Here is a 22033-nt window from a genome sequence, read left to right on the forward strand (position 1 = left end):
ATGACCCAACCCACCGATCCGCTGGCGGATCTCGCCGGTGCACTCAGCCAGGAATATGCCGACTCCCGCGACGCTCAACGCAAGCGTGCGGTCGCCGAACTTGAGCAGGTTATCCAGCGCGTACCCGAGCAGACCGAATTCACCAACTCGCGCCGGTACAAGGTGCGCGGCCCACTGTTTTTACTGATTTCCCTGGCGCTGCTGGGGTTCGCGCTGCACCGGGGCTCCACCGGCCTTGGCGTGTGTGCCGCAGTGATGGCCGTGGTGTTCGTGCTGCTCACCTGGCAGCACCGCAACGCCGGGCAACACGCCTTTATGCGCCTGACCCGCCGCCAGCTGTTTGTGGACACCCTGAGCGCGCCGGTAGATCTGGTGGACATTGTCGACGTCTCCATCAGTGAGGAAGGCTGGCTGACGGTGCAGAAACTGATTTTGCGTGCCGATGCGCCCCTGCCTGTCCATCGCTCCGCGCGACAGCTGTTCGGCAACCAGGCCCTGGCCCTGAAAAAGCCCCAGCCGCAGATCCGCATCCAGTCCGCCGGCCTGATGCAGGGCGGCCGCACCCTGGACTGCGACCAGATCGCAGAGATCCTCAACGCCTATTGCCAGGCCGCCCATGCGCAACGTCACCTCGATGCGTTGCGCCAGGAAACCCAGCGGGCTTGATCGGTCCGCTAGCGCAGCGGCACATACACATCGGTCTGCCATTGATCCTGCGGCGTCTCGGGGTAGACGCTCAGGTAATGGAAGAACAGCGGGTGGTCGCGAAGCTCCTCGCCGCTGGCAGGCAGCCAATCGCGGTAAATCGGATAGATGGTTTCGCCGATATGATCCGGCGAGCCCACATGCCGCACCACCACGCAGCGCCCGGCAGGAATGATGCGCGCATGCACGCCAAACCCATTCGGCGCCACCGTCTCGTCAATCTCGCCACAGATAGCAAAGCGAAACGCCTCGGGCGCAGTGGTATCGGGGTTGTTATAGGGAATGCCAAACGTGCGGCTCGACGCCACCGACGACTGGCCGCTCTGCTTGCGCCATTGGATAAATCGGCTGGTCGTCTGGTTGACCAGCCCGGCGGGCCCGCAATGCTCAAGCGCGGCCACCTGGGTTTGGGGAAATTCTACGATGCGTGATTGCATGATGATCGTCCTGGAAAAGTGAGGGATAGCGAATACCCCATTCCAGTTCTGCCAGTTCGGCGCCTTCCTGAACGCACTCGGCGCCATACCGAACGCCCGCCGGAACGCCCGGCTAAATGCCTCCGGGCTATCGAAACCGGCACAGAGCGCTGCCTCCAGCACCGAATAATCGGCAGCGGTTGCCAGGCTATGGGCCGCACGACGCAGGCGCATCAGTTGCACATAACGCGACACCGGCACGCCGACAAACGCGGTGAACTGTCGATGGAAGTGAAACGCCGAAAAATTCGCCACCCGGCTCAACGTATTCACCGACAGGTCGCCTTCGAGGTTGGCCTGGATATAGGCGAGAACGGCGTTGAAGCGCTTGGTGTAGGCGCGTTGGGTCGGCGTCTCGGACACTGGGAGAAACTCCTGGAAGGGCGGTCGGCGATAGAGTCGACTATAGCGGGGCGCGCGTGCCTAGCCGGGTTTGCTCAAGGTGCGATTGGGGTAAGAGTCTCTACACAACCCGTTCAGTGAAAACATAACCTGAGAACATCAGGTTTTTGTGGTGAGCAGGCTTGCCCTGCGCTGGGCTGCGAAGCAGCCCTGAGACCAAACGCTGAGTACCAACAGAAGAGTTCCAATACCTTTATTGGGCCTGCTTCGCAGCCCAGCGCAGGGCAAGCCTGCTCACCACAGCGTTATTTGTCGGCCTGTGAGATGTGTCGTGTGAATAGCTAAGGCGCGATTGGCGCAATCAAACATCACGCGCCTAGACCTCGTTACAAAAGCGCGTCTTCTCGTCCCAGCTGCGTTCTACCCAACCGGGTTGCCAGTGGATGGTATCGATATGAATCACCGGCAAGCCCGTACGCTGGCCAAGCTTGCGCGCTAACGTACTTTTGCCGGAACCGGGTTGACCGACGATCATCACGCGCTGCATTGGGACTCCTTTTGGGTTGAGCACGTTGAGTGGTTGGTGGGGGATTTTGCGTTAATGGCGGTGTGTGTCAACAAAAGGGAGGTTGGTGGTGTGGGGGGGGCGTTTGACATATGGCGGTTGGGAAAGGCAGCTTTCGGCCGATTCTGTTGAAAAAGTCGGATTTACCGCTCGCCTGAACTCAGGCACTAGAACCAACTCACCACATTGAGTGGTTTCTCGGCCCTTCGTTGACCGTTGCTGCTCAGTTAGTGGGTTAATTTGAGGTTTTTTGCTGAGTGCGGGCGCACCTATCCCGTGGCAGGTGGCCCTTGAGATGTAAATTTAGCCAGCCGTCTCAGGTTCTGCACCGCAGCGGCCAGCGTGAATTCATCCGTCGCGCCACTCATGCCACGTAGTCGCAAGCGATCCAATTTCAGGATGCGCTTGAGGTGGGCAAACAACATTTCGACCTTCTTACGTTCGTGGCGAGAGCGCACGTACGCAGGTGTCGTTGCGATTCGCCGAGCCACATCGCGCGCGGCTTCATGGACGCTGCGGGCGATCTTGCGGAACGCAGTGTTCGGGCAGCACTTGGCTTTCATCGGACAGGCAACGCAGTCGCTCTGCCTGGATCGGAAGATGATGGTGTTGGCTTTGGTGACGTGCGAACGCTCGTTCTTGAAGGCTCGCCATTCGCTACGTAATGCATTGCCAGCCGGGCAGCAGTATTCCTCAGTCTCTTCATTCCAGCGGAAATCGTTGCTCGAAAAACTGTCGTTCTTGCGTTCGGTTTTGTCCCACATCGGCACATGTGGCTCGATGTTCTTTTCCTCCACCATCCAGGCCAGCATCGGCGCGGTACCGTAAGCGGTGTCGCCAATGAGGCGTTCCGGCTTGATGTCGAACTGCGCTTCGACCCGATCGATCATTGTCTTGGTGCTCTCGACTTCTGCGGTTCGATGAGCCGGTGTGGGTTCCACATCCATGATCACGCCGTGCTCGGTATCGATCAGATAATTCGTGGAGTAAGCGTAGAACGCTGGGCCACCTGGAGCTGCGGTCCAGCGGGCCTGAGGATCCGTCAGCGACAGGCGTTTCGCCAGCGTTTCGGCCAAAGCCTCCTCATCGAGGCCTTCAAGGTACTCACGCACAGCGCGAGTGCTCAGGGCCGGATCGCTCCAGTTGATCTGTTCATCACCCGGTACGCCGCGCTGCCGACTCGCATCCGCCTTGATGATGCTGGCGTCCACGGCAAAGCCTTCACCTTTGACCAAGCCTGCGTCCATGCAACGACGCAGCACTTCATTGAACAACCAGCGAAACAGATCGCTGTCCCGAAAACGGCCGTGTCTATTTTTGGAAAATGTCGAGTGGTTGGGGACTTCATCTTCAAGGCTTAACCGGCAGAACCAGCGATACGCCAGGTTCAAATGGGCCTCTTCGCACAGCCGCCGCTCTGAGCGAATGCCGTAGCAATAGCCCACGATCAGCATGCGGATCATCAGCTCAGGATCAATCGACGGACGCCCAATCGGGCTATAGAAATCGGCGAGGTAATGGCGCAGGTCGCTCAGATCGAGACACCGATCAATGCTGCGCAGAAGATGATTGGCTGGGATGTGATCTTCAAGGTTGAACGAGTAAAACAGCCGATCCTGCCCACTCGATAACTGTCCCATCATGCTCTGTGATCCCCCGCCGGCCAATGAAGCAATTTTGCCGCAGGTCAAACAGGGGAGCTACTTTTTCAACAGAATCGGCCAGAAGCGGACGTCTGTGAACCACCATTTACAAGCTGATCCGGTCTTTTGTTGCCTGAGCTTTTGGCAAGCTGGACTATGCTGGGGCTGGCCGGGTCAGTCGGCCTGGTCTTCCTCAAGCCTATTGCGCAGGTGGTTTAGAACCTGATGGGTAGTCTGGATAGCATCGATGTCCAACCCCTCCGCCAGCTCATTAATCCAGGGCGTCTGAAGATTCATCGCCAGATCGAATGCTTCTCTTCCAGCTTCAGTCAGAACAACCAACTGCGCCCTGCGGTGGTGTGGGTTCGGCTGAAACTCCAGCAGTCCATCCTTCACCAGATCGTTAACGATCCGCTGAACGTTTTGCCGATTTGCCCCCATGTCGCGAGCAATCCATGAAACCGGTTGTGCTCGTTCGGCGTACACAATAGTACCCAGTAGTTGCCAGCGGGCGCTTGTCAGACCTAGCTCTGCGACGAGTCGATCGCCTGCAGTAAGCAGACGCGCACTTGCTCGAAAGATCTCAAGAGCCAGATCGCTCATCGCGCGTCCTGGGGGGCTGTAGTTTGTCTTTTTCATGGCGCGAATCCTTCCACGTTGACACCATGATGTCAATCGCAGTAGGTTTGGAACCTGAAACCCAAATTGTCATCATGATTACAATGTAGAGGTCGCCATGCTTTCTATCCGCCCCCTTGATCCGATCGTGCCCATTACTCAACAGCTGCAATGCAGCGAAGCTCCAGTGGTATTGATCAACCTCTTCACTGTCGACGCAGACGATATACCTGACCTCCTTTGCGCATGGGAGCTGGATGCCAACTGGATGAAACAACGTGCCGGTTTCATCTCCACGCAGCTCCATCAGGCCATCGGTGGCAGCAACATGTTCTTGAATTACGCCGTATGGGAATCGGTAGAGCGGTTTCGCGATGCTTTCAATCATCCAGAATTCACCAATGCCTTAGCGCGGTATCCCTCAAGTGCCTTGGCCATGCCGCATCTGTTCACCAAGGTAGCTGTGTCGAATATCTGCACGGCCTGAGTATTAACCAACTGTCTGACGGTATTAGATAAATGCTTAGACGATTACATTTGATCTCCAGCACGCTGGCACTGACCTGCATCGCCACCTTCTTTCTGTCGACTATTTTTGTCGAACTCATCGGATCCGGACACTCGATAGCCTCACTCAAGCACCTGATCGTGAGTCCCGGGCTTTGGATACTGGTACCGGCAATGATTGCGACCGGTGCAAGTGGAGTGCTAATGAGTCGGAAACGACAAGGACGACTGGTCGCTTTGAAGAAGAAACGCATGCCATTCATTGCCGCCAATGGCCTGCTGGTTCTGATGCCGTGCGCCATTGTGCTTAACCAATGGGCGTCGGCGGGAAGCTTCGATACGCGTTTTTACCTCGTACAGGTAATCGAACTGATCGCAGGGGCCACCAATCTCGCATTAATGGGGCTGAATATGCGTGACGGCCTGCGCCTCAGCGGCCGACTGCTGCGGGTTGCACGTCACAGACAGTAAGCTGAATACTTGTTTCTGCTTGTCTTAAAAAGCTGGGCCGAAATCCGCCGTTTGTGACCGCTAGCTATCGGCCAATAGAAGCCGCTGGACAGCTTGGGCAGGTGTTGTCGTTCAGCGTTTGCCTTCAACGTTCGCGGGTTCACACTGGGTTGGGGTAAAGAGAGCATGGCGGCGGCCTTTTCTCTCTCCCGAAGTGCGCGCGTACAGTCTGTCCTGTTATGCTGATTCAGCCGTCCGGCGTGTGGATAAGATGCTATACGGCATTAAGTGACAGGTATGTTGGATAATTGATAGTTAGGGAAAACTAAGTATGCGTCGTTTAATAGCCAACGGGTTTGTGTTTGTCGGCATTGCTATACTCTGTTGCAGCTGCACATCTTATTCGTCCCAGCCGACAATCAACGAACCCGTTGAACCCGAAACACAAGAAATTGTCTCCAGCTTCAGTTACGCAATAAATTCTCCATGGAAAGACAGTCGCTTCGGCAAGGACGCATACGCAGCGACACTCAACGTTATTCCCGGTGCGCAGGATAAGAACTCCAGCCTTGCCGCCCCGAGCCTGCCAGCATTAGAAATAAAGATCTCGGAGTTCTCATCTGGCGGCGCTTGCGGACAAGATTACTTGACGGGGCTGAGTCTGGGTTTGTTCCCCAGTTGGTGTACGCGGACAAACCTTTTCAAGTTTGATTTTATATTGAATAAGGACCAGCGCTTTTGCAGGCAGAAAACCTACTCGATAAACTCCACGTCGTTTTCACATCTCACGATGATTCCGTTTGCACTTCTCAATACGGGCAATCAGCCATTGACGCTCTATCAGGCGGCGCTTAAAGATTTTCTTCGCAGAGGTCAATGTGCCACGCGTTGAGAGGCTGCTTTTGGCCGATTGCTGCCCGTCACTAGCGGCAGTTATCGGCCAATTATTGCCGCCGTCGAGCTTTTGTTATGGGCTGTTCCGATTTTTAAATCGCGGCCTGCGTTTTTAGGAGCGCGAAATACTTGGGGTCGTCGTTGTCAAAAATCTCATCTCCAGCCGCCATGTATGCTCGCATAAGTTCATCGGCGGCTCGATCAGTTTCCTCTTTCTCGTAAAGTGCTTGGCCCAAACGCAAATGCAAAAATGGATTGCCGACTGCATCGGGACAAGTCATCGCATACTCAAGGGCCTCTTTTGCGGAGGTAAAGAATCCTCCCTGAAAACAGGCATCGCCGATAGCGGCAAGCACCCATGTCGCCGCTTCTCAGTTATTTTTGGGTTCTGGAATCAACTCCCACGCTAGGTTGTACTGACCGATGGCAGCCGTGAAATCACCGCCTTCCAGATGTTCATCACCTAATTGGCAAAACGCCTTCATCTGCTCATGGGTCAAGTCATCCAATTCGAAAGTTTCCATCTGAACTCCCTGTCTATAAGGCTCAACCGCGTGAGCCGCCGATTTTGCAACCAAGCTGTGCGATAAACAATCGTAAAAATCACGACGATATATAGCCCAGCTAACGGCCGATGGCCGCCTGTCGTGAGGGGCAGGGCGTCGCTGTATGGACTCATGTCGGTACAAAATTGGTACGCAGCTATCAGGTCGGCTCTGTAGGGCAAGTAGTACGTGCCCTACAGGATTAGCAATTCCAATCCATCACCGAAAAGGCTGATGTTTTTCGCTCATGACCGGCAGCAGTCGACCCAAAGAGGACGTCCGATTCGCTGAAGAAATGATCAGCATGTTACTTTTCCTGGACACACACGGAGTACTGCACCTCTTGTAAGGAAATTACGATGCTCGTCGATACCCGCGAAATCTGCATTCAGTCGCCACGCCTTAGAATTGAGCCATTCCGCGCGCAGGACGCTGTTGAATCCTTCTCTTGTATAACTGCATCGTTGACTCGCTACATGTCGTGGGAACCACCTGCTTCTCTTGAGGACTATGCAAACGTCTGGCGGCACTGGCTGCCTTCAATCGCAGATGGCAGCGACTTTGTGTTCACAATTAGACAACTCGACGATGCTCGTTTTACTGGCCTTGTCGGATTGCACGATACCCACGGTGAAACACCGGAGCTGGGTATCTGGATTCGTGAAGATAAACACGGGCTAGGCTTTGGAGGTGAAGCGGTCCAAGCGGTTGTACAGTGGGCCAGCCAGCGAGTGGTAGCAAAAAGTTTCATCTACCCCGTTGCGACGGACAATCATCCGAGTCGACGTATTGCCGAGGCTCTAGGTGGGGTCATCCTCGAGATGCGCACATCAGCCAAGTACGACTCGGTTGTTTACAAAATACCAACTGTTTAATCATCTTTATCAAACCCGTCGACTGACTGCCTTTGGCCGATTCTGTTGAAAAAGTTGGAATTTCAGACTGGAAGAGATCGAGGCTGGCCGTCGCTTAAGAACCTATTCACCACGTTGAGTGGCTTTTCGGTTCTGCGTTGATCGTTACTGCTTGGTCAGTGGGTTGATTTGAGGTTTTTTGCTAATTCCGGGCGCACCTATCCCGTAGTTGGCGGCCCTTGAGAGGTAAGTTTGGCCAGTCTCCGCAGATTCTGTGCTGCCGCTGCCATCGTGAATTCATCGTTTGCACCGGTCATGCCCCGTAGTCGCAAGCGATCCAACCTCAGGATTCGTTTGAGGTGAGCGAACAACATTTCGACTTTCTTCCGTTCGTGGCGAGAGCACGCATATTGCGGCGTCGCGGCGACTCGCCGAGCAACATCGCGCGCCGCTTCATGGACGCTGCGTGCGATTTTTCGGAACGAAGTGTTCGGGCAGCAGCGCTCTTTCATCGAGCATTTAGCGCAGTCGGTTTGCCGTGATCGGAAGATGATTGTGTCGGCTTTCGTGACATGTGAGCGCTGGTTCTTGAAGGCCCGCCACTCGCTACGCAAGGCATGTCCGGTGGGGCAGCGATACTCCTGCGTCTCTTCATTCCATTGAAAATCGCCGATAGATAGGCTGTCGTTCTTGCGTTCGGTTTTGTCCCAAACTGGCACATGTGGCGCGATGTCTTTTTCGTCCACCATCCAGGCCAACATCGGTGCGGTTCCATAAGCTGTATCACCGATCAGGCGATCCGGCTTGATATCGAAGTGTTCTTCGACTCGCTCAATCATGGTCTTGGTGCTCTCGACCTCGGCTGTTCGATGAGCCGGCGTAGGCTCTACGTCCATGATCACGCCATGTTCGACATCAATCAGATAGTTGGTCGAGTAAGCGAAGAACGCCGCGCCTCCTGGAGCTGCTGTCCAGCGAGCGATAGGATCGGTCAGCGACAGGCGTTTGGGCAGAGTTTCAGCCAAAGCCTCTCCATCCAACGATTCAAAGTACTCACGCACGGCGCGAGTACTTAACGACGGGTCACTCCAGTTGACCTCTTCATCACCAGGTACCCCACGCTGGCGACTGGCATCCGCCTTGATGATGCTGGCGTCTACGGCAAACCCTTCGCCCTTGACCAGACCAGCGTCCATGCAGCGACGCAGCACCTCGTTGAACAGCCAGCGAAACAGCGAGCTATCGCGGAAACGACCGTGTCGATTCTTGGAAAAGGTAGAGTGATTAGGGACTTCATCTTCGAGGCTCAGGCGGCAAAACCAGCGATACGCCAGGTTCAAATGAGCCTCTTCGCACAACCGGCGCTCAGAGCGAATGCCATAGCAGTAGCCCACGATCAGCAGGCGAATCATCAGTTCAGGATCAATTGAGGGACGCCCAATCGGGCTGTAGAAATCGGCGAGGTGATGGCGCAGATCACTCAGATCAAGGCATCGATCAATGCTGCGCAGGAGGTGATTTGCTGGGATGTGATCTTCAATGTTGAACGAGTAAAACAGCCGTTCCTGTCCACTCGACAATTGTCCCATCATGCTGCGAATCCTCCCGCCGGCCGATGATCCAATTTTGCCGCAGGCTAGGCCGCATATCTCCTTTTTAAAAAGAGCCGGTCGAGAGCTGCCTTACCATCCCAACTATGATTTGAGAGGTATCTTGGCTCTGCCTGGGCGCACACCGGTGTCAAACTCCTCCTTCACCCTGACTGATGATTCGGCATTTCCCAGGTCTGCCTCAATTGGGCCAATGCAACCCCAGCAATCACCGCCACAATCGATCGAAAGCGGATCGTCTTTGAGGCCCAGTTTTCGACCGCATATACCGCACACATCTGACATGCCTTGATCCTTCCATAGTTAAAAATTTTCTTACGAACAAAAAGTAAGCACCTGCGATTGAAATCCTGCATGTTGGGTCGGGCTCGGGCTCGGGCTCGACGTAGAAGCGTACTAAAACGCTGCCTTCATCGTTTAATTTCTCACCAATTTGAAAATCCGACTTTTTCAACAAAATCGGCCAAAAGCGGACGGTCACCCAGTGAATAAATCTGCCCCCTTTTCCACCCACCTGGTTTCGTGATGGGGCTGGCTTCACCCGTCCTGACGGAGAGAGCCTGGCTAATTGCCGATGAGACGGAGTACTCGCCATATGGTGAGTGCCCGTCTCATGTCGGATTTACTTATTCATCGCCTGGTAATGCTCTCCATATCCTGACTCTTCGAAAATCAACCTCAAGCCGTCCTTGAATATTTGATGGTCAAATTCTTTGATATCAAAAATATTTTGTCCCAACGAATGGGATTCTCGATTCATATATCTGTAGAACGTCACGAACTTATCGCCTGACAGGGCTGGTTTTTGGAAAACATTATTAAAGTCTTTCTTTTGAACAAAATTAAAGAAGTATTCGACAATGTTGCGCATGCAGTTTGCAATTAGCGCAGGCGGTGAGGCTTGGTCCTTTATAATTGACCAGTAAGACTGGTAATCATTCTGGATTTCCTCATGGCTCATTGAAATTACAGAGCTTCCATTTGCATTTTTGATAATCCTGAAAAGATGCTGCGTCTCGGCCCGTTTCTCTTTGTTAGTGTGCGTTAGCTCATAGAAAAAATACAGGCTATGAGTCAGGACAAAAACTTGGGCATAGCTTTTATCATTGATGAAGTATCTTTTAATCAACTGCCCGACATTGAAAACATAAAGGTGTGAAAGGCTTGAGATCGGGTCATCAATCACCACTACTTTCGTCTGCGGGACGGCATCGGCCGTCTTCTGCCCTTTACAAAGCTCAATGAAGTACAGAAAGCTAATGACTGTTTTCTCGCCCTCACTTAGCGAGTGAAATGCGTTCCCTTGATCACTGGCCCTTGAAACGCGATAGAAGTTCTCGCCATGTGGTATCACAGAAAAACCATCGATGCCGATCTCTACCAGTCCGCGATTTATATTTTCGATAGATTCTTCGATATTAACAGTTTTTTTTCTAAGATTAGAAATTTTGAGATTGGAGGCTCCGATAGATTCATTTATTTTGCTGGCGGCTTGGCTGATTTGGCTGGCCTCATATTTAATGTCAGTGGCCGATTGAGAGTAGGCAGAAATGGTTTGATCGTAGTCCCAACGCATCAAAGCCCAAAAACGAGCCTTTATATCGTCCCGAGTTTTTTCTTGTTCGTGAGTTTGTCATTATGCGATTCGATCAATGTGTTCAGGTCGTTGAGCAAACCGTTAAGCACATCAACAGTTGCCTTGGTGTCGGTAAGACTAACTGCCGCGCTCGGGCTCTTGACCTTGCTGCCAATAAGCAGGACGTTCTCGCGTATTGATGCTCTCAAAGCCTCAGATGCGATATTCCATGTTTCTACTAGTTCTTTACTCGCAAGCGCAGCGTTTGAGATGTCGTGGAGGTTCAAGCTAGAGGTCAGTGTTTCATAGGTACTTTTCATTGACTCCAGCGAGTTAACATCAGCCTTGTAAGCCTCATCAAATACTGAACTTATGGACTCAATAAAACTTTTGGTGACCGTTTCTTGCTGGCAAAAGGGGCATTCCTGCTGATCTTTGTCATTCGAAACGAACTGAAGGCCCTCTTTCACCCAATCAAAATTACCTGCCTTGGCTATGAACTCGGCGACTGAACCTTCTTGACTGCCTACAATGATCTTCGACCAGAGCGAATTGTCCTCAATACTTAGCCAACCAGCAGAAATGTTTGGAATTTTATTATACGTAACAGCACCTTCACCTTCGATTGATGAGGCCTCAGCTTTTAAATCATCGGCCGTGTATTCCGGTGCAGCTTCTGGCAAGGGAAGCCCAAGAACGTGCTGAAAAAGAAGATCTGTCTTTTTCAAACCATCCATGCAGAACTCCAATACACGATCTCCACCAGCATACCTCGTTTTTATTTCCCAGATCTTTGTGCTCGCTTTCGATTTCTCTTGGTCTAATTTGGCAGAGTTTGCTGAAGAGGCTGCGGAGTTTTCCTGTTGCGCAGCACGATGTTTGTCCAGCTCTTTCGTTTCTGCTTCAATTCTTTGGAGTGCCACCTTGTTCTCTTTCGAAAGAGTAAAAATTCCTTTTAAATTATCTTCTTCGTAGAAGTAGTCGTTGAGAAAGCTTTGGTTATAGACTAGAAAATCACACGGCTGACTTAATTTTACACTGCATTTAGCAAACCGCGGCTCACTCTGGTTATATAGAAACTCGGAAATAGTGCTTTTCCCGGCTCCATTAAGCCCATAAATTAGCGATGTCTTTCTGGTTGGAGAGAGAATAGATTTGGATTTGTAGCTAGCGACGCCATCGATATTCAATTCCGTGATCACATCCTGACTCCCTTTTTCTAAGTGGCTTTGGGCCATTATTGTTGACAGCAAGGAGCATAGGCGACGACGGGAACACCTTCCACATCTACTCTAGGCGAGGACAAAGAATTTTGGGCGTGTACAAACCTGGCTTGAGACCGAGCTAGAGCCTCTGCGGGGCGTATCAGACCCCTTTTTTCTAATAGATCATATGCCTAGGCGCTGAGTGGATGTCCACAGCTCTCACCAGCCACCCCTGGCTGCCTTTCACTACTGGCTGATCCGTATAGATCCATCGTTCATTTGCACGGAATAGGGGACAGAGTTACCTATTGGGTAACAGTCCACTTCTGGCCGAAACCGGCCCATCACGCCCGCAATCTGTCTACCATGCACGCCCCGGCAGTGGTTCCACGCGCTACCGTTCTTTTCCTCAATAGGTACCGCAATGTCCATCGAACACATTTCCCTCCCCAAAGGCGTCGGCCCGCAGGCCGCCAAGCTTCTTGACGCCATTACCGGCGCCGCCACCCATGAAGAACTCAACCGCGCCGGGGGTAAAGCCGAAGGGTTTGTGCTTGGGCTGGAAGCCAGCAAAGCGATCAAGAGCCAGGTCGCCGAGTCGTTGTATGTGGCTTACGACGACGCGGCGAGCCATCGGGCGGATGAGTTGAAAGGTTAAGCCGAGCAGGGCGCTTCGCGGTCGAGGAGGCGGGCGGTGAGCAGTACGCCGAGTTCGCTCAGTTGGTGAATGGCCAGGGCGATGTCGCGGTGTTTGCCGCTGAGGTCTTCGGACAGGTCGAGCAGCAGCGTGCTGACGCTGGTGAAAGTTTCGTAGCTGTTGGTGATGAGGCTTTCGGTGCTGGCGTCTGGGGTGACGCTAAAAAGAGGGGGTGAATCTGGCGTGACTTTGTACATACAAGATATCCCGAATGATGCCGTCACCTTGTCGCTACTAAACGATGGGTGGCAGCTGTACGCAGGTTAGTAGACCGGTGGATATCTAAAGCCGGCGCGCCCGGAGGCGCCCTACGCACAGCCACCATCAAGTTCAGACGCAATGTCTGAATGATGTAACTCATGCACTTTTCGATACCCAACTCAGGCTACTAAACCCGGTCCCTGAGAAATTCAGCGACCGGGCAACCTTAGAGACGGCCACCCCAGCGCACAAGCCGGCGGATTCTGACGCAGGCGTAGGCAAGGGAGCAAGGCGTCGCTGGCTATTCGGATTTAGCCTTCAGACGATTTTCGCCAACACCTCCAAGCTCTACGGTCAGAACCCCTGGCTGACACTGACCCCTCGCATGATGAAAAACCGTGGGTCGATCAGCTGTAGGCCCTGCTCACCTTTCACGCGGCCGACCGTCACGTGGTAGGTCTTGGGCGCTTCGGAAAGGTTTTCCGGATGGCGTGTGAGTTTTGCCAGGGCCGGGGTTTTAGCCCAGGCGGCCACGGGCATCTGGCGGATGTCTAGGGTGACCACCCAGGATTTGTCCACGGCGGCGCCCATCGGGTCAGGGTTGGGGCTGACATCCTTGATCTTGGCAATTTCGTAGCCTTGGGAATAACAGAAGCCCGGCGCTTGTTCGGTGTAGGCCGTGCGACCGGATTCGGTGAGGCTGTAGGTTTTGTCGCTTTTGGCCAGAAGGCCGGCGTCGACCAGGGCGTCGAACGCCGGTGCGTTGCCGCTGGAAACGCCGGCGCTGAAGCTCTCGCTCAAGGTCACCGGGAAGCTCTTGAACATTGGCGCGCTGATGCAGGCAGGGCCTTGCAGCCGGGGTTGCAGCGCCGTTTGGATGTCCGTGTCGGACGGGCTGTCGCTGCAGGCGGTGAGCAGCAGGGCGCTGGCAGTGGCGAGGGCCATGGCGTTGAGTCGCATCGTTTTATCCTTGACGATTGAGGGCATGTCGGCACTGAGACTGTCACATTGAGTAAATGTTTCCGCCATTTACGACGGTGCATTATTGTGGCCGCCTTCGCCCGAATAAGCAGCGCCGTCCGCAGGAGCGCCCATGACATTGACCGTCGACACGTTTATCTCCCTGGCCATGGCCAACCCCCTCAATGCCGAAATCACTGCACGCCTACCCGACCTGGGTGTGGCGCAGTGCATGCTTACGGCGGGCTGCCTGTTCCAGGCGGTGTGGAACCATCAGGCGAATCGACCGGCCGATCACGGCGTAAAGGATTACGACGTTTTTTACTTCGACCCGGACCTGTCCTACGAGGCTGAGGACCGGGTGATTCGGGCGGCGCAGGGGTTGTTCAAGGACTTGGGGGTGAATGTCGAGGTCAGGAACCAGGCGCGGGTTCACTTGTGGTATGGCCAGCGTTTCGGTCGGCCTTACCCACAGTTGCACTCGGCCCGCGACGGCGTGGATCGTTACTTGGTGGCCGGCACCTGCATCGCTTTGGAGGTGGCGACGGGCGAGTTGTATGCGCCTTACGGGTTGCAGGATGTGGCCGAGGGCATGCTGCGCATCAACCCGTTGCACTCGGAACCCGCGTTGTTTGCGCAAAAGGCCCTTAGTTATCAGGCGCGCTGGCCCTGGCTCAGGATCGTCGCGCCCGGTTCAGCCGAGTAGGCCACCCAGCACGGCGCAACCTGCCACCACCAGCCACGGCGGCAGCTTCCAGGCCATCAGGGCGACGAGTGCGAGTAACGCCAGGGCGAAGTCGTAGAGGTTGAATATCGCGCTGGTCCACACCGGGTGGTACAGCGCCGCCAGCAACAGGCCGACCACCGCCGCGTTGACCCCCGCCAACGCGGCCTGGGTGCGGGGGCTGTGGCGCAGGCTCTGCCAGAAGGGCAGCGCGCCGAAGATCAGTAAAAACGACGGCGCGAAGATTGCCAGCAGGCACACCACGCCGCCGATCCAGCCGTTGGGGGGCGCATGCATCGAGGCGCCGAGGAAAGCGGCAAAGGTGAAGAGTGGGCCGGGCACGGCTTGTGCGGCACCGTAGCCGGCGAGGAATACGTCGTTGCTCAGCCATTGCGGCGCCACCACTTCAGCTTGCAACAACGGCAGCACCACATGGCCGCCGCCGAACACCAAGGCGCCGCTGCGGTAGAAGGCGTCCACCAACGCCAGGCTGTGGTGGGGCAGCCCCTGCGCCAGCGCCGGCAGGCCCACCAGCAGCACGGCAAACAGCAGCAGCCACAGGGCCCCGGCGCGCCGGCTGAGGGGGATGGGCAGTGCGTCGGGCTCAGCGGCCAGTGCAGGTTTGAATAGCACCAGACCGGCCAATCCAGCGGCGGCAATCACGCCCACCTGCGCCCACGCCGAGGGTTGCCACAGTACTGCTGCGGCCGCGAGCAGCATCAGCAGCACCCGCGCTACGCCCCGGCACAGGTTGCGCGCCATGCCCCACACGGCTTGGGCGACCACCGCCACCGCGACCACCTTGAGGCCATGCAGCACACCGGCGGGCACGGCCGTACCGTAGTGGGCCAAGCCCAGGGCAAACAGGATCAGCAGCAATGCCGACGGCAATGTGAACCCGGCCCACGCCGCCGCCGCGCCGCCGTAACCGGCGCGGGTCAGGCCCAGGGCGATGCCGACCTGGCTACTGGCCGGGCCGGGCAAAAACTGGCATAAGGCGACCAGTTCCGCGTAGCTGCGCTCGCTCAGCCAGCGCCGCCGGGTCACGAACTCATGGCGAAAATACCCCAGGTGCGCAATCGGGCCGCCAAACGAAGTGAGGCCCAGGCGCAGGAAAATCAGGAACACCGTCCAGGGGCTGCTGTGTCGAGCGCTGATGGGGTCGGTCAAGATTGGGCTCTCAGGCGGGTGGAGTGAAGGCACGGTAACCAATTTTAATGACGGCTGAAAGCGAGGGATCCGACGCGAATTTCAGACCTGCATTGAATTTATGCGCGCTTGCTTGAGTCATTTGAAACATGCAGACCGCTTGGTTTTCTTTCCACTCGCCCCGCTGACTTCAGCCAAGGACCGACGATGACCTTCTTTATCTTCCTGCTCGCCTGCGCCGCCGCCGCCAGTACCGGCATCATTTTCAAGCCTGGCGCGTGGTACGACTCCCTGGTCAAACCGAGCTTTACACCGCCCAATTGGTTGTTCCCGGTGGCGTGGACGATCATCTATCTGCTGCTGGCCTGGGCTGGTTACCGCTTGAGCCTGATCCCCGGCAGCCAGATGGTATTGGCGCTGTGGGCGGCGCAGATTGCCTTGAATACCTTGTGGACCCCGGTGTTTTTCGGCGCCCACCGGCTGTTGGCGGGCATGGTGATTATCGTGCTGCTGTGGCTTACCGTCGCCGCGATGGTGGTGCTGGCTGTGCGCCTGGACCTGCTCACCGGTTTGATGCTGTTCCCGTACCTGGCGTGGCTGTGTGTGGCGGCGGCGTTGAATTTTTCGATCTTGCGTAATAACCGCTGATGGCCCTGCAGCCATGGCCCGCCAGTGCGGCCGAACTGGCCCAGATGCGCCGCTTCAACCAGAAACTGGGGTGGATGCCGCGCTTCAAGATCCGCAATCGCGTGACGCCGCGCGTATTGCAGACGTTGTTGCGCATCAGCCAGAAAATCAAGAAAGGCCCAGCCGCTGAAACCCGCTTGATTCGCCAGGACGGCATTCAGGTGCCGGTGCGCATCCTGCGTCCCAATGGCCCACCCAAGGGCGTGGTGCTGGATATCCACGGCGGCGGCTGGGTGATCGGCAACGCGCAAATGGACGACGACCTCAACCTGGGCATGGTGCGCGCCTGCGACGTGATAGTGGTGTCGGTGGACTATCGGTTGGCGGTCGACACGCCGGTGCAGGGCCTGATGCAGGACTGCCTTGCCGCCGCGCGCTGGTTGCTCGGTGAACCGGAGTTTGCCGGGTTGCCGGTGATCGTCGTCGGCGAATCGGCCGGTGGGCACCTGGCGACCGCGACATTGCTCGCGCTGAAACAATGGCCGGCGCTGCTCCAACGGATCAGCGGCGCGGTGCTGTATTACGGCGTCTACGACCTCACCGGCAGCCCCAGCGTGCGGGCGGCAGGCCCCGATACGTTGCTGCTGGACGGGCCGGGCATGGTCGACGCGCTGCGCTTGCTGACCCCGGGACTGAGTGACGAGCAGCGTCGGCAGCCACCGTTATCGCCGCTGTTTGGTGAGGTGGAGGGAATGCCGCCGGCCTTGATGTTTGTCGGCGAGCTGGACCCGCTGCTGGACGATACGCGGTTGCTCGCCGAGCGCTGGCCCCTGGCAGAGGCGCACTTGCTGCCGGAATCGGCCCACGGGTTTATCCACTTTCCAGTGGCCATGGCGGATGCGGTATTGGCGTATAGCCGACAGTGGATCAGCGGTTGCCTCACTGGTGAACAGTCTTCGCGCTAACACAGCGCATCACATCGACAGTGGGCCTGACGACTCTTTTCGAGGTGAGCGGGCTTGCCCTAATGCCAGTCAGTTAAGGACTCAGTGAGTGTTTTTCTGCGCTAGGCTGAGGACGGTTTCGCATGCCGCAAACTTCGCGGTAGTACGCCGTCTGATCCAGCCAGGCGATGACTATCAAAGGTGGGAGGGGGCTTGCCCCCGATAGCGCTGGTGAGTCAGCCCATATGTCACTGACCCACCGCAATCGGGGGCAAGTCGAATCGTCGCACCGCCCCTCCCACATTTTGAGCCGGTTGTTCCAGTTAATACTGAGTAGGCCGTTTAGATTCGCATACTGGCTCTGATTTTTTAGTCTTGCCCATCTCGCCTTAACTGGCTGGCATTAGGGCAAGCCCGCTCACCTGAGTGCACTTACAACCGCCGTTGCATATGAGTGGTCCGCCAAACCGGGTCTGACTCGATATCCACCACTTCAAAGCCCTGGCGTATCAAAATAGTTGCTTCGAAACACGCTAGATCGGCGGTTAGACCGGCGGTGCTGAGGGACGGGACCAACTCGGCGCGGGCCTGCAGGACGAAGGTCATTACGACTCTTTTCGTGGTGAGTCGACGTGATGTGATGAGCGTTTTTTGTGGTGAGCGGGCTTGCCCTAATGCCAGTCAGTTAAGGACTCAGTGAGTGATTTTCTGCGCTAGGCTGAGGACGGTTTCGCATGCCGCAAACTGCGCGGTAGTACGCCGTTTGATCCAGCCAGGCGATGACTATCAAAGGTGGGAGGGGGCTTGCCCCCGATTGCGGTGGGTCGGTGGCAGATGGGCTGACTCACCAGCGCTATCGGGGGCAAGTCGAATCGTCGCACCGCCCCTCCCACATTTTGAGCCGGTTGTTCCAGTTAATACTGAGTAGGCCGTATAGATTCGCATACTGGCTCTGATTTTTTAGTCATTGCCCATCTCGCCTTAACTGGCTGGCATTAGGGCAAGCCCGCTCACCTGCCTGGACTTACAACCGCCGTTGCATATGAGTGGTCTGCCAGACCGGGTCTGACTCGATATCCACCACTTCAAAGCCCTGGCGTCTCCAGAAATCAATCGCCCCCGGCAGAAACGGGTGAGTGTGCAGGTACATCATCTGCACTTCATCGGCTCGGGCCTGTGCCTCCAGCGCCCGATACAGCCTGCTTGCCAGGCCAAAGCCACGGAACGCCGGCAGCACGTACAGGCGCACCACTTCCACGGTGTTCAGGCCTCGGTAGTTCAACTGGGGAAAACGTCCGTCGTAGGGGAGGTAGCCGATGGCGGCAACGATCGCACCGGCTTTACGCACGATCATGAATTGACCTCCACCCTGAAGGTACGTTGCTTCGAAACTCGCTAGATCGGCGGGTAGACCGGCGGCGCTGAGGGACGGAAACAACTCGGCGCGGGCCTGCAGGACGAAGGTCAGTACATCGGGGATGTCGGCGGTGGTTATCGCTGTTGGTGTAAGAGTGAGTGCCGGCAGCATCGTGGTGCTTTTATCAAGTTTCACAGGGTGTCCTTGACTGGTTGAGCTGAGATAGAGAACTGGAAAATTACTCGTCTACGCAGGCTGAATCCGCCCCACGCCCTGGCTGTCTGATCAGTTGGGCCGCAACCGCAGTATTTGCGCCCCATCGAACGGGTCGGTCAGGTAGTGCGCCTGCACGCCAAAGGTGTCTTGCAGGCGTTGCGGGGTGAGCACCTCCAGCGGTTTGCCCAGCGCCACCAGCCGCCCGCGATCCAGCACGGCGAGGCGGTCGCAGGTCAGGGCCTGGTTGAGGTCATGCAGGGCGATCAGGGTGGTCACCGGTAGCGCTTGCACACCTTTAAGGATCGCCAGTTGGTGCTGGATGTCCAGGTGGTTGGTCGGTTCGTCCAGCAGCAGAATCCTGGGCCGTTGCGCCAGGGCGCGGGCGATGTGTACGCGTTGGCGTTCACCGCCGGAAAGGCTGCGCCAGGCGCGCTGGCTCAGGTGGGTGGCGTCCACGTCGACGAGGGCCTGGCGCACGATGGCGTCGTCCTCGGCGCACCATGGGCTCAGCGCCGACAGCCAGGGTGTGCGCCCCAGGGCCACGGCGTCGAACACGCGGATGGCGTCGTCGGTGTCGGCCTGTTGTTCCACCACGGCCAGTTGCTGGGCGATGGCGCGGCGCGACAAGTCGTGCAAGCGCTGCTCGCCCAAGCGCACTTCGCCGCTGGCCGGAGGGCGCAGGCCGGCGAGCAGCTTGAGCAGGGTGGATTTGCCCGAGCCGTTCGGGCCGACGATGCCCAGGGTTTCTCCCTGGGCCACCTGCAGATCGATCCCGCGCAGCAGCTCGGCGTCGCGCACTTTGAAGCCCAGGTTGGTGCAGCTCAACACCGTCATCGCGCGTTTCTCCGGCCGATCAGGATCAGCGCAAACACCGGCGCGCCCACCAGCGCCGTGACCACACCGACCGGAATCACCTGGCCCTTGATCAAGGTGCGCGACAGCACATCGGCGGCGATCAGAAACAGCGCGCCGCCCAACGCACTGGCCGGCAGCAGGCGCGAGTGCCCGGTGCCCAGCAACAGGCGCACGGCGTGGGGGATCACCAGGCCGACAAAACCGATGGAGCCCACAATCGACACCATCACCGCCGTGACCAGCGCCGCGCAGCCCACCAGCACGATCTGCACTCGCCGCACCGGGATGCCCAGGGATGCCGCCGAGTCGCTGCCGAAGGTAAACGCATCCAGCGCGCGACGGTGCCACAGGCATACCGCCAACCCCAACAGCGCCACCGGCACCGCCAGCCACACCGATGGCCAGCGCACGCCGCTGAGGTTGCCCAGCAGCCAGAACAGAATGCCGCGCGCCTGTTCGGAGCTGGCCGACTTGGTGATCAGGTAGGCGGTGAGGGCGTTGAACAACTGCGAGCCGGCAATGCCCGCCAGGATGATCTGGCCGGTGCCGCTGGACGAACCGCTGGCCCGCGCGAGCAGGATCACCAGGGCAAACGCCGCCATCGCGCCGACGAATGCGCCGGCCGACAGCGACACCAGCCCGCCACCCACGCCCATCAGCGCCACCAGCACCGCGCCGGTCGAGGCGCCGGCGCTGATGCCCAGCAAATACGGATCGGCCAGCGGATTGCGCAGCAACGATTGCAGGATCACCCCACAAGTGGCCAGCCCGGCACCGCAGGCGGCGGCGACCAGGGCGCGAGTCAGGCGGTAGTTCCACACCACGCCCTCGTCGATGGGGTCGAGCACATAACCGGCGTGCCACAGTTTGTTGGCGAGCACCTGCAACACCACCTGGGGTTCGATGGCGGTTTCGCCGATGGCCACCCCGGCGAGTACGGCAGCGAGCAGCAGCGCCAGGGCGAGGAGGGTGCGTAGCAGACTGGCGGTCATTGCGGCAGGTCGTAGCCGTCGATGGCGCTGGCCAGTTGTTCCAGGCCATCGAAGGTGCGCACGCTGGCCTGCAAGGCCAGGGCGTCGAGGATGATGATGCGGTTATGTTTGACCGCGTCCATGTTGCGCGTGACCGGGTCGCTGCGCAGGAAAGCGAGTTTCTTTTCGTGGTCGTCGGCGGGGTAGCGGCGGCGGTCCATGCGGGCGATTACCAGAAAGGTCGGGTTGGCCTTGGCGATGGTTTCCCAGCCGACGGCCGGCCACTCTTCGTCGGACTGCACCACGTTGCGCAGGCCGAGGGTCTCCAGCATGAATTCAGGCACGCCTTTATGGCCGGCCACGTACGGGTCGCTGGCCATCTCGGAGCTGGAGAACCACACCAGCGCACTGGCCTGCTTGAGACCCTTGCCCTGCGCCGTGGCGACGGCCTTGGCCAGGCGCGCCTTGAGGCTGTCGTTCAGTTGTTGGCCGCGATCCTGGACGTCGAAAATGGCTGCCAGTTGGCTGATGCTTTTGTAGATGGTGTCGATGCGAAACGGCTCCAGCCGCGTGCCGTCGGCGCCCACCAGGTTGTCCTTGCCTTCGCAATCGGAGGGCAGCAGGTAAGTGGGGATGTTCAGCTCATGAAACTGCTCGCGTGTGCCCACCACGCCTTGGGGGCCGACCACCCATTCCAGCTCGGCGGCCACCAGTTGCGGGCGCTTGGCGATCACGGCTTCGAAGCTCGGTTCGTTATTGGCCAGGCGCTCGATGGTGTCGTTCTGCGCCTTGAACTGCGGCAACACCGGGTTGAACCACAGCGAGGTGCCGACCACTTTGTCGCCTACACCGAGGGTGTAAAGCATCTCGGTGGCGGTCTGGCCGATGGTCACACTGCGCGCGGGGGCCTGGGCAAAGGTCAGCGTGCTGCCGCAGTTCTGCACCGTCAGCGGGTAGTGAGTGGGCGCGGCGTGAGCCAGGGTGGCCAGGCCGAAACTGGCGAGCAGGGCGGTAGCGCGTGGCAGCATGGGGCGTTCTCCGTGTGGACCGTACGTGCGACTGGGGAGCTACGGTCATGGAAACACGCCCTTGAACACCGCCGCCAAGGGCCGGGCAAGGAAGTCCTTCCCGGACACCCCGCCGGTTAGTGATGTTGCTGGGCCGGCAGGTCTCCTGACTGATGCGTCGTCGCCTCGCTCCAGCCTTCCCGGACGCGTCCAGTGGCAGTGGGGAGCAGGCTCGGCACCTACAGTTGCGGGGGCAGTTCCGATTGGCGCGGCGTACCGCGCTTCGGATTCCCTATTAGTCCCGTTCGGGAACCGGCGCGGTATGGTAGTCGATC

General features: G+C 57.5%; 23 protein-coding genes, 2 pseudogenes and 1 riboswitch. Of the genes and pseudogenes, 9 read left to right on the forward strand and 16 right to left on the reverse strand.

All coding sequences use genetic code 11. The features are described from left to right. On the forward strand, positions 1 to 666 hold the full coding sequence (locus ABX75_RS13360; protein WP_053060084.1) for a hypothetical protein: 666 nt from the start codon (positions 1 to 3) through the stop codon (positions 664 to 666). Between the two features lie 8 nt (positions 667 to 674). Here ABX75_RS13360 and ABX75_RS13365 read toward each other — a convergent pair whose 3' ends face one another. The 4 genes and pseudogenes from ABX75_RS13365 to ABX75_RS13380 all read right to left on the reverse strand — a co-directional run bounded on the left by ABX75_RS13365 (position 675) and on the right by ABX75_RS13380 (position 4370). Continuing rightward, complete coding sequence (locus tag ABX75_RS13365; protein WP_047882077.1) at positions 675 to 1544, reverse strand: GyrI-like domain-containing protein; 870 nt, start codon at positions 1542 to 1544, stop codon at positions 675 to 677. 358 nt (positions 1545 to 1902) lie between these two features. Continuing rightward, positions 1903 to 2070, reverse strand: a pseudogene (locus ABX75_RS13370) (AAA family ATPase); the annotation flags it as partial. A 287-nt stretch (positions 2071 to 2357) separates the two neighbouring features. After that, positions 2358 to 3731 carry an IS1182 family transposase gene (locus tag ABX75_RS13375; RefSeq protein WP_047882078.1) on the reverse strand — a complete coding sequence of 458 codons (1374 nt, stop codon included), beginning with the start codon at positions 3729 to 3731 and terminating at the stop codon, positions 2358 to 2360. Between the two features lie 174 nt (positions 3732 to 3905). Further along, entirely contained in the window at positions 3906 to 4370 is a 465-nt protein-coding gene (locus ABX75_RS13380; RefSeq protein ID WP_034114568.1) for a MarR family winged helix-turn-helix transcriptional regulator, read from the reverse strand. 97 nt (positions 4371 to 4467) lie between these two features. On the opposite strand from ABX75_RS13380, the gene ABX75_RS13385 reads away from it, so the two are divergent. The 3 genes from ABX75_RS13385 to ABX75_RS13395 all read left to right on the forward strand — a co-directional run bounded on the left by ABX75_RS13385 (position 4468) and on the right by ABX75_RS13395 (position 6198). After that, complete coding sequence (locus ABX75_RS13385) at positions 4468 to 4836, forward strand: antibiotic biosynthesis monooxygenase (RefSeq protein ID WP_034114566.1); 369 nt, start codon at positions 4468 to 4470, stop codon at positions 4834 to 4836. 32 nt (positions 4837 to 4868) lie between these two features. Continuing rightward, entirely contained in the window at positions 4869 to 5327 is a 459-nt protein-coding gene (locus tag ABX75_RS13390) for a hypothetical protein (RefSeq protein WP_034114564.1), read from the forward strand. Between the two features lie 310 nt (positions 5328 to 5637). Then, the gene (locus ABX75_RS13395) at positions 5638 to 6198 is read left to right on the forward strand and encodes a hypothetical protein (RefSeq protein WP_034114463.1); all 561 of its coding nucleotides are present in this window, start codon (positions 5638 to 5640) and stop codon (positions 6196 to 6198) included. A 94-nt stretch (positions 6199 to 6292) separates the two neighbouring features. Here the strand turns inward: ABX75_RS13395 and ABX75_RS29675 are convergent, their stop codons facing one another. Both ABX75_RS29675 and ABX75_RS29680 read right to left on the reverse strand, forming a co-directional pair. After that, a complete protein-coding gene (locus ABX75_RS29675) occupies positions 6293 to 6556 on the reverse strand; it encodes a hypothetical protein (RefSeq protein ID WP_236238665.1) in 264 nt (87 codons plus the stop codon). Between the two features lie 15 nt (positions 6557 to 6571). Next, complete coding sequence (locus ABX75_RS29680; protein WP_236238666.1) at positions 6572 to 6724, reverse strand: hypothetical protein; 153 nt, start codon at positions 6722 to 6724, stop codon at positions 6572 to 6574. Between the two features lie 380 nt (positions 6725 to 7104). Here ABX75_RS29680 and ABX75_RS13405 point away from each other — a divergent pair, with 380 nt between their 5' ends. After that, positions 7105 to 7620: a GNAT family N-acetyltransferase gene (locus ABX75_RS13405; RefSeq protein ID WP_047882079.1), complete on the forward strand. Its 516-nt coding sequence runs from the start codon at positions 7105 to 7107 to the stop codon at positions 7618 to 7620. Between the two features lie 197 nt (positions 7621 to 7817). Here the strand turns inward: ABX75_RS13405 and ABX75_RS13410 are convergent, their stop codons facing one another. Beyond that, positions 7818 to 9191, reverse strand: coding sequence for an IS1182 family transposase (locus tag ABX75_RS13410; protein ID WP_047882080.1), 1374 nt, complete (start codon positions 9189 to 9191; stop codon positions 7818 to 7820). A gap of 640 nt (positions 9192 to 9831) precedes the next feature. Further along, positions 9832 to 12023 (reverse strand): annotated as a pseudogene (locus ABX75_RS29685) (AAA family ATPase). Between the two features lie 391 nt (positions 12024 to 12414). On the opposite strand from ABX75_RS29685, the gene ABX75_RS13420 reads away from it, so the two are divergent. Then, positions 12415 to 12648 carry a hypothetical protein gene (locus ABX75_RS13420; RefSeq protein ID WP_034099224.1) on the forward strand — a complete coding sequence of 78 codons (234 nt, stop codon included), beginning with the start codon at positions 12415 to 12417 and terminating at the stop codon, positions 12646 to 12648. Here the strand turns inward: ABX75_RS13420 and ABX75_RS13425 are convergent. Then, positions 12645 to 12884: a DUF6124 family protein gene (locus ABX75_RS13425; RefSeq protein ID WP_034099222.1), complete on the reverse strand. Its 240-nt coding sequence runs from the start codon at positions 12882 to 12884 to the stop codon at positions 12645 to 12647. The genes ABX75_RS13420 and ABX75_RS13425 overlap by 4 nt on opposite strands. Positions 12885 to 13242: 358 nt before the next feature. Next, positions 13243 to 13848 (reverse strand): hypothetical protein, encoded by a 606-nt coding sequence (locus ABX75_RS13430; RefSeq protein ID WP_047882081.1) that lies wholly within the window; start codon positions 13846 to 13848, stop codon positions 13243 to 13245. Between the two features lie 133 nt (positions 13849 to 13981). On the opposite strand from ABX75_RS13430, the gene ABX75_RS13435 reads away from it, so the two are divergent. Then, entirely contained in the window at positions 13982 to 14554 is a 573-nt protein-coding gene (locus ABX75_RS13435; protein WP_047882082.1) for a nucleotidyltransferase family protein, read from the forward strand. Here the strand turns inward: ABX75_RS13435 and chrA are convergent. Continuing rightward, complete coding sequence (gene chrA / locus ABX75_RS13440; RefSeq protein WP_040268894.1) at positions 14543 to 15742, reverse strand: chromate efflux transporter; 1200 nt, start codon at positions 15740 to 15742, stop codon at positions 14543 to 14545. The two genes, ABX75_RS13435 and chrA, sit on opposite strands and share 12 nt — an antisense overlap. 186 nt (positions 15743 to 15928) lie before the next feature. Between chrA and ABX75_RS13445 the strand changes: the two genes are divergently transcribed. Both ABX75_RS13445 and ABX75_RS13450 read left to right on the forward strand, forming a co-directional pair. Beyond that, the gene (locus ABX75_RS13445; protein ID WP_034099216.1) at positions 15929 to 16369 is read left to right on the forward strand and encodes a TspO/MBR family protein; all 441 of its coding nucleotides are present in this window, start codon (positions 15929 to 15931) and stop codon (positions 16367 to 16369) included. Then, positions 16369 to 17313: an alpha/beta hydrolase gene (locus tag ABX75_RS13450; RefSeq protein ID WP_047882083.1), complete on the forward strand. Its 945-nt coding sequence runs from the start codon at positions 16369 to 16371 to the stop codon at positions 17311 to 17313. The genes ABX75_RS13445 and ABX75_RS13450 overlap by 1 nt, the downstream gene beginning before the upstream one ends. Before the next feature lie 411 nt (positions 17314 to 17724). Here ABX75_RS13450 and ABX75_RS29400 read toward each other — a convergent pair whose 3' ends face one another. The 5 genes from ABX75_RS29400 to ABX75_RS13470 form a co-directional block, all read right to left on the reverse strand. After that, a complete protein-coding gene (locus tag ABX75_RS29400) occupies positions 17725 to 17898 on the reverse strand; it encodes a hypothetical protein (protein ID WP_177329682.1) in 174 nt (57 codons plus the stop codon). A gap of 418 nt (positions 17899 to 18316) precedes the next feature. Further along, positions 18317 to 18820 carry a GNAT family N-acetyltransferase gene (locus ABX75_RS13455; protein ID WP_034099849.1) on the reverse strand — a complete coding sequence of 168 codons (504 nt, stop codon included), beginning with the start codon at positions 18818 to 18820 and terminating at the stop codon, positions 18317 to 18319. Between the two features lie 114 nt (positions 18821 to 18934). After that, positions 18935 to 19699 (reverse strand): ABC transporter ATP-binding protein, encoded by a 765-nt coding sequence (locus ABX75_RS13460; protein ID WP_034136852.1) that lies wholly within the window; start codon positions 19697 to 19699, stop codon positions 18935 to 18937. After that, complete coding sequence (locus ABX75_RS13465; RefSeq protein ID WP_169869018.1) at positions 19696 to 20700, reverse strand: iron ABC transporter permease; 1005 nt, start codon at positions 20698 to 20700, stop codon at positions 19696 to 19698. Before ABX75_RS13465 ends, ABX75_RS13460 begins: the two co-directional genes overlap by 4 nt. A gap of 8 nt (positions 20701 to 20708) precedes the next feature. Beyond that, a complete protein-coding gene (locus tag ABX75_RS13470) occupies positions 20709 to 21719 on the reverse strand; it encodes an ABC transporter substrate-binding protein (RefSeq protein WP_034114455.1) in 1011 nt (336 codons plus the stop codon). 117 nt (positions 21720 to 21836) lie between these two features. After that, positions 21837 to 22030: riboswitch (cobalamin riboswitch) on the reverse strand. Between the last annotated feature and the right edge of the window lie 3 nt (positions 22031 to 22033).

The organism is Pseudomonas sp. ARP3, from assembly GCF_001029595.1.
Taxonomy (GTDB): Bacteria; Pseudomonadota; Gammaproteobacteria; order Pseudomonadales; family Pseudomonadaceae; genus Aquipseudomonas; species Aquipseudomonas rhodesiae.

Bases quoted from the DNA above. Each gene is read 5' to 3' on its own strand.
- ABX75_RS13390 (WP_034114564.1), top strand. From the start codon at position 4,869: ATGCTTAGACGATTACATTTGATCTCCAGCACGCTGGCACTGACCTGC.
- ABX75_RS13420 (WP_034099224.1), top strand. From the start codon at position 12,415: ATGTCCATCGAACACATTTCCCTCCCCAAAGGCGTCGGCCCGCAGGCC.
- ABX75_RS13430 (WP_047882081.1), bottom strand. From the start codon at position 13,848: ATGCGACTCAACGCCATGGCCCTCGCCACTGCCAGCGCCCTGCTGCTC.
- ABX75_RS13405 (WP_047882079.1), top strand. From the start codon at position 7,105: ATGCTCGTCGATACCCGCGAAATCTGCATTCAGTCGCCACGCCTTAGA.
- ABX75_RS13460 (WP_034136852.1), bottom strand. From the start codon at position 19,699: ATGACGGTGTTGAGCTGCACCAACCTGGGCTTCAAAGTGCGCGACGCC.
- ABX75_RS13380 (WP_034114568.1), bottom strand. From the start codon at position 4,370: ATGAAAAAGACAAACTACAGCCCCCCAGGACGCGCGATGAGCGATCTG.
- ABX75_RS13425 (WP_034099222.1), bottom strand. From the start codon at position 12,884: ATGTACAAAGTCACGCCAGATTCACCCCCTCTTTTTAGCGTCACCCCA.
- ABX75_RS29400 (WP_177329682.1), bottom strand. From the start codon at position 17,898: ATGACCTTCGTCCTGCAGGCCCGCGCCGAGTTGGTCCCGTCCCTCAGC.
- ABX75_RS29680 (WP_236238666.1), bottom strand. From the start codon at position 6,724: ATGGAAACTTTCGAATTGGATGACTTGACCCATGAGCAGATGAAGGCG.
- ABX75_RS13385 (WP_034114566.1), top strand. From the start codon at position 4,468: ATGCTTTCTATCCGCCCCCTTGATCCGATCGTGCCCATTACTCAACAG.
- ABX75_RS13445 (WP_034099216.1), top strand. From the start codon at position 15,929: ATGACCTTCTTTATCTTCCTGCTCGCCTGCGCCGCCGCCGCCAGTACC.
- ABX75_RS13395 (WP_034114463.1), top strand. From the start codon at position 5,638: ATGCGTCGTTTAATAGCCAACGGGTTTGTGTTTGTCGGCATTGCTATA.
- ABX75_RS13450 (WP_047882083.1), top strand. From the start codon at position 16,369: ATGGCCCTGCAGCCATGGCCCGCCAGTGCGGCCGAACTGGCCCAGATG.
- ABX75_RS13410 (WP_047882080.1), bottom strand. From the start codon at position 9,191: ATGATGGGACAATTGTCGAGTGGACAGGAACGGCTGTTTTACTCGTTC.
- ABX75_RS13435 (WP_047882082.1), top strand. From the start codon at position 13,982: ATGACATTGACCGTCGACACGTTTATCTCCCTGGCCATGGCCAACCCC.
- ABX75_RS13470 (WP_034114455.1), bottom strand. From the start codon at position 21,719: ATGCTGCCACGCGCTACCGCCCTGCTCGCCAGTTTCGGCCTGGCCACC.
- ABX75_RS13360 (WP_053060084.1), top strand. From the start codon at position 1: ATGACCCAACCCACCGATCCGCTGGCGGATCTCGCCGGTGCACTCAGC.
- ABX75_RS13375 (WP_047882078.1), bottom strand. From the start codon at position 3,731: ATGATGGGACAGTTATCGAGTGGGCAGGATCGGCTGTTTTACTCGTTC.
- ABX75_RS13455 (WP_034099849.1), bottom strand. From the start codon at position 18,820: ATGCTGCCGGCACTCACTCTTACACCAACAGCGATAACCACCGCCGAC.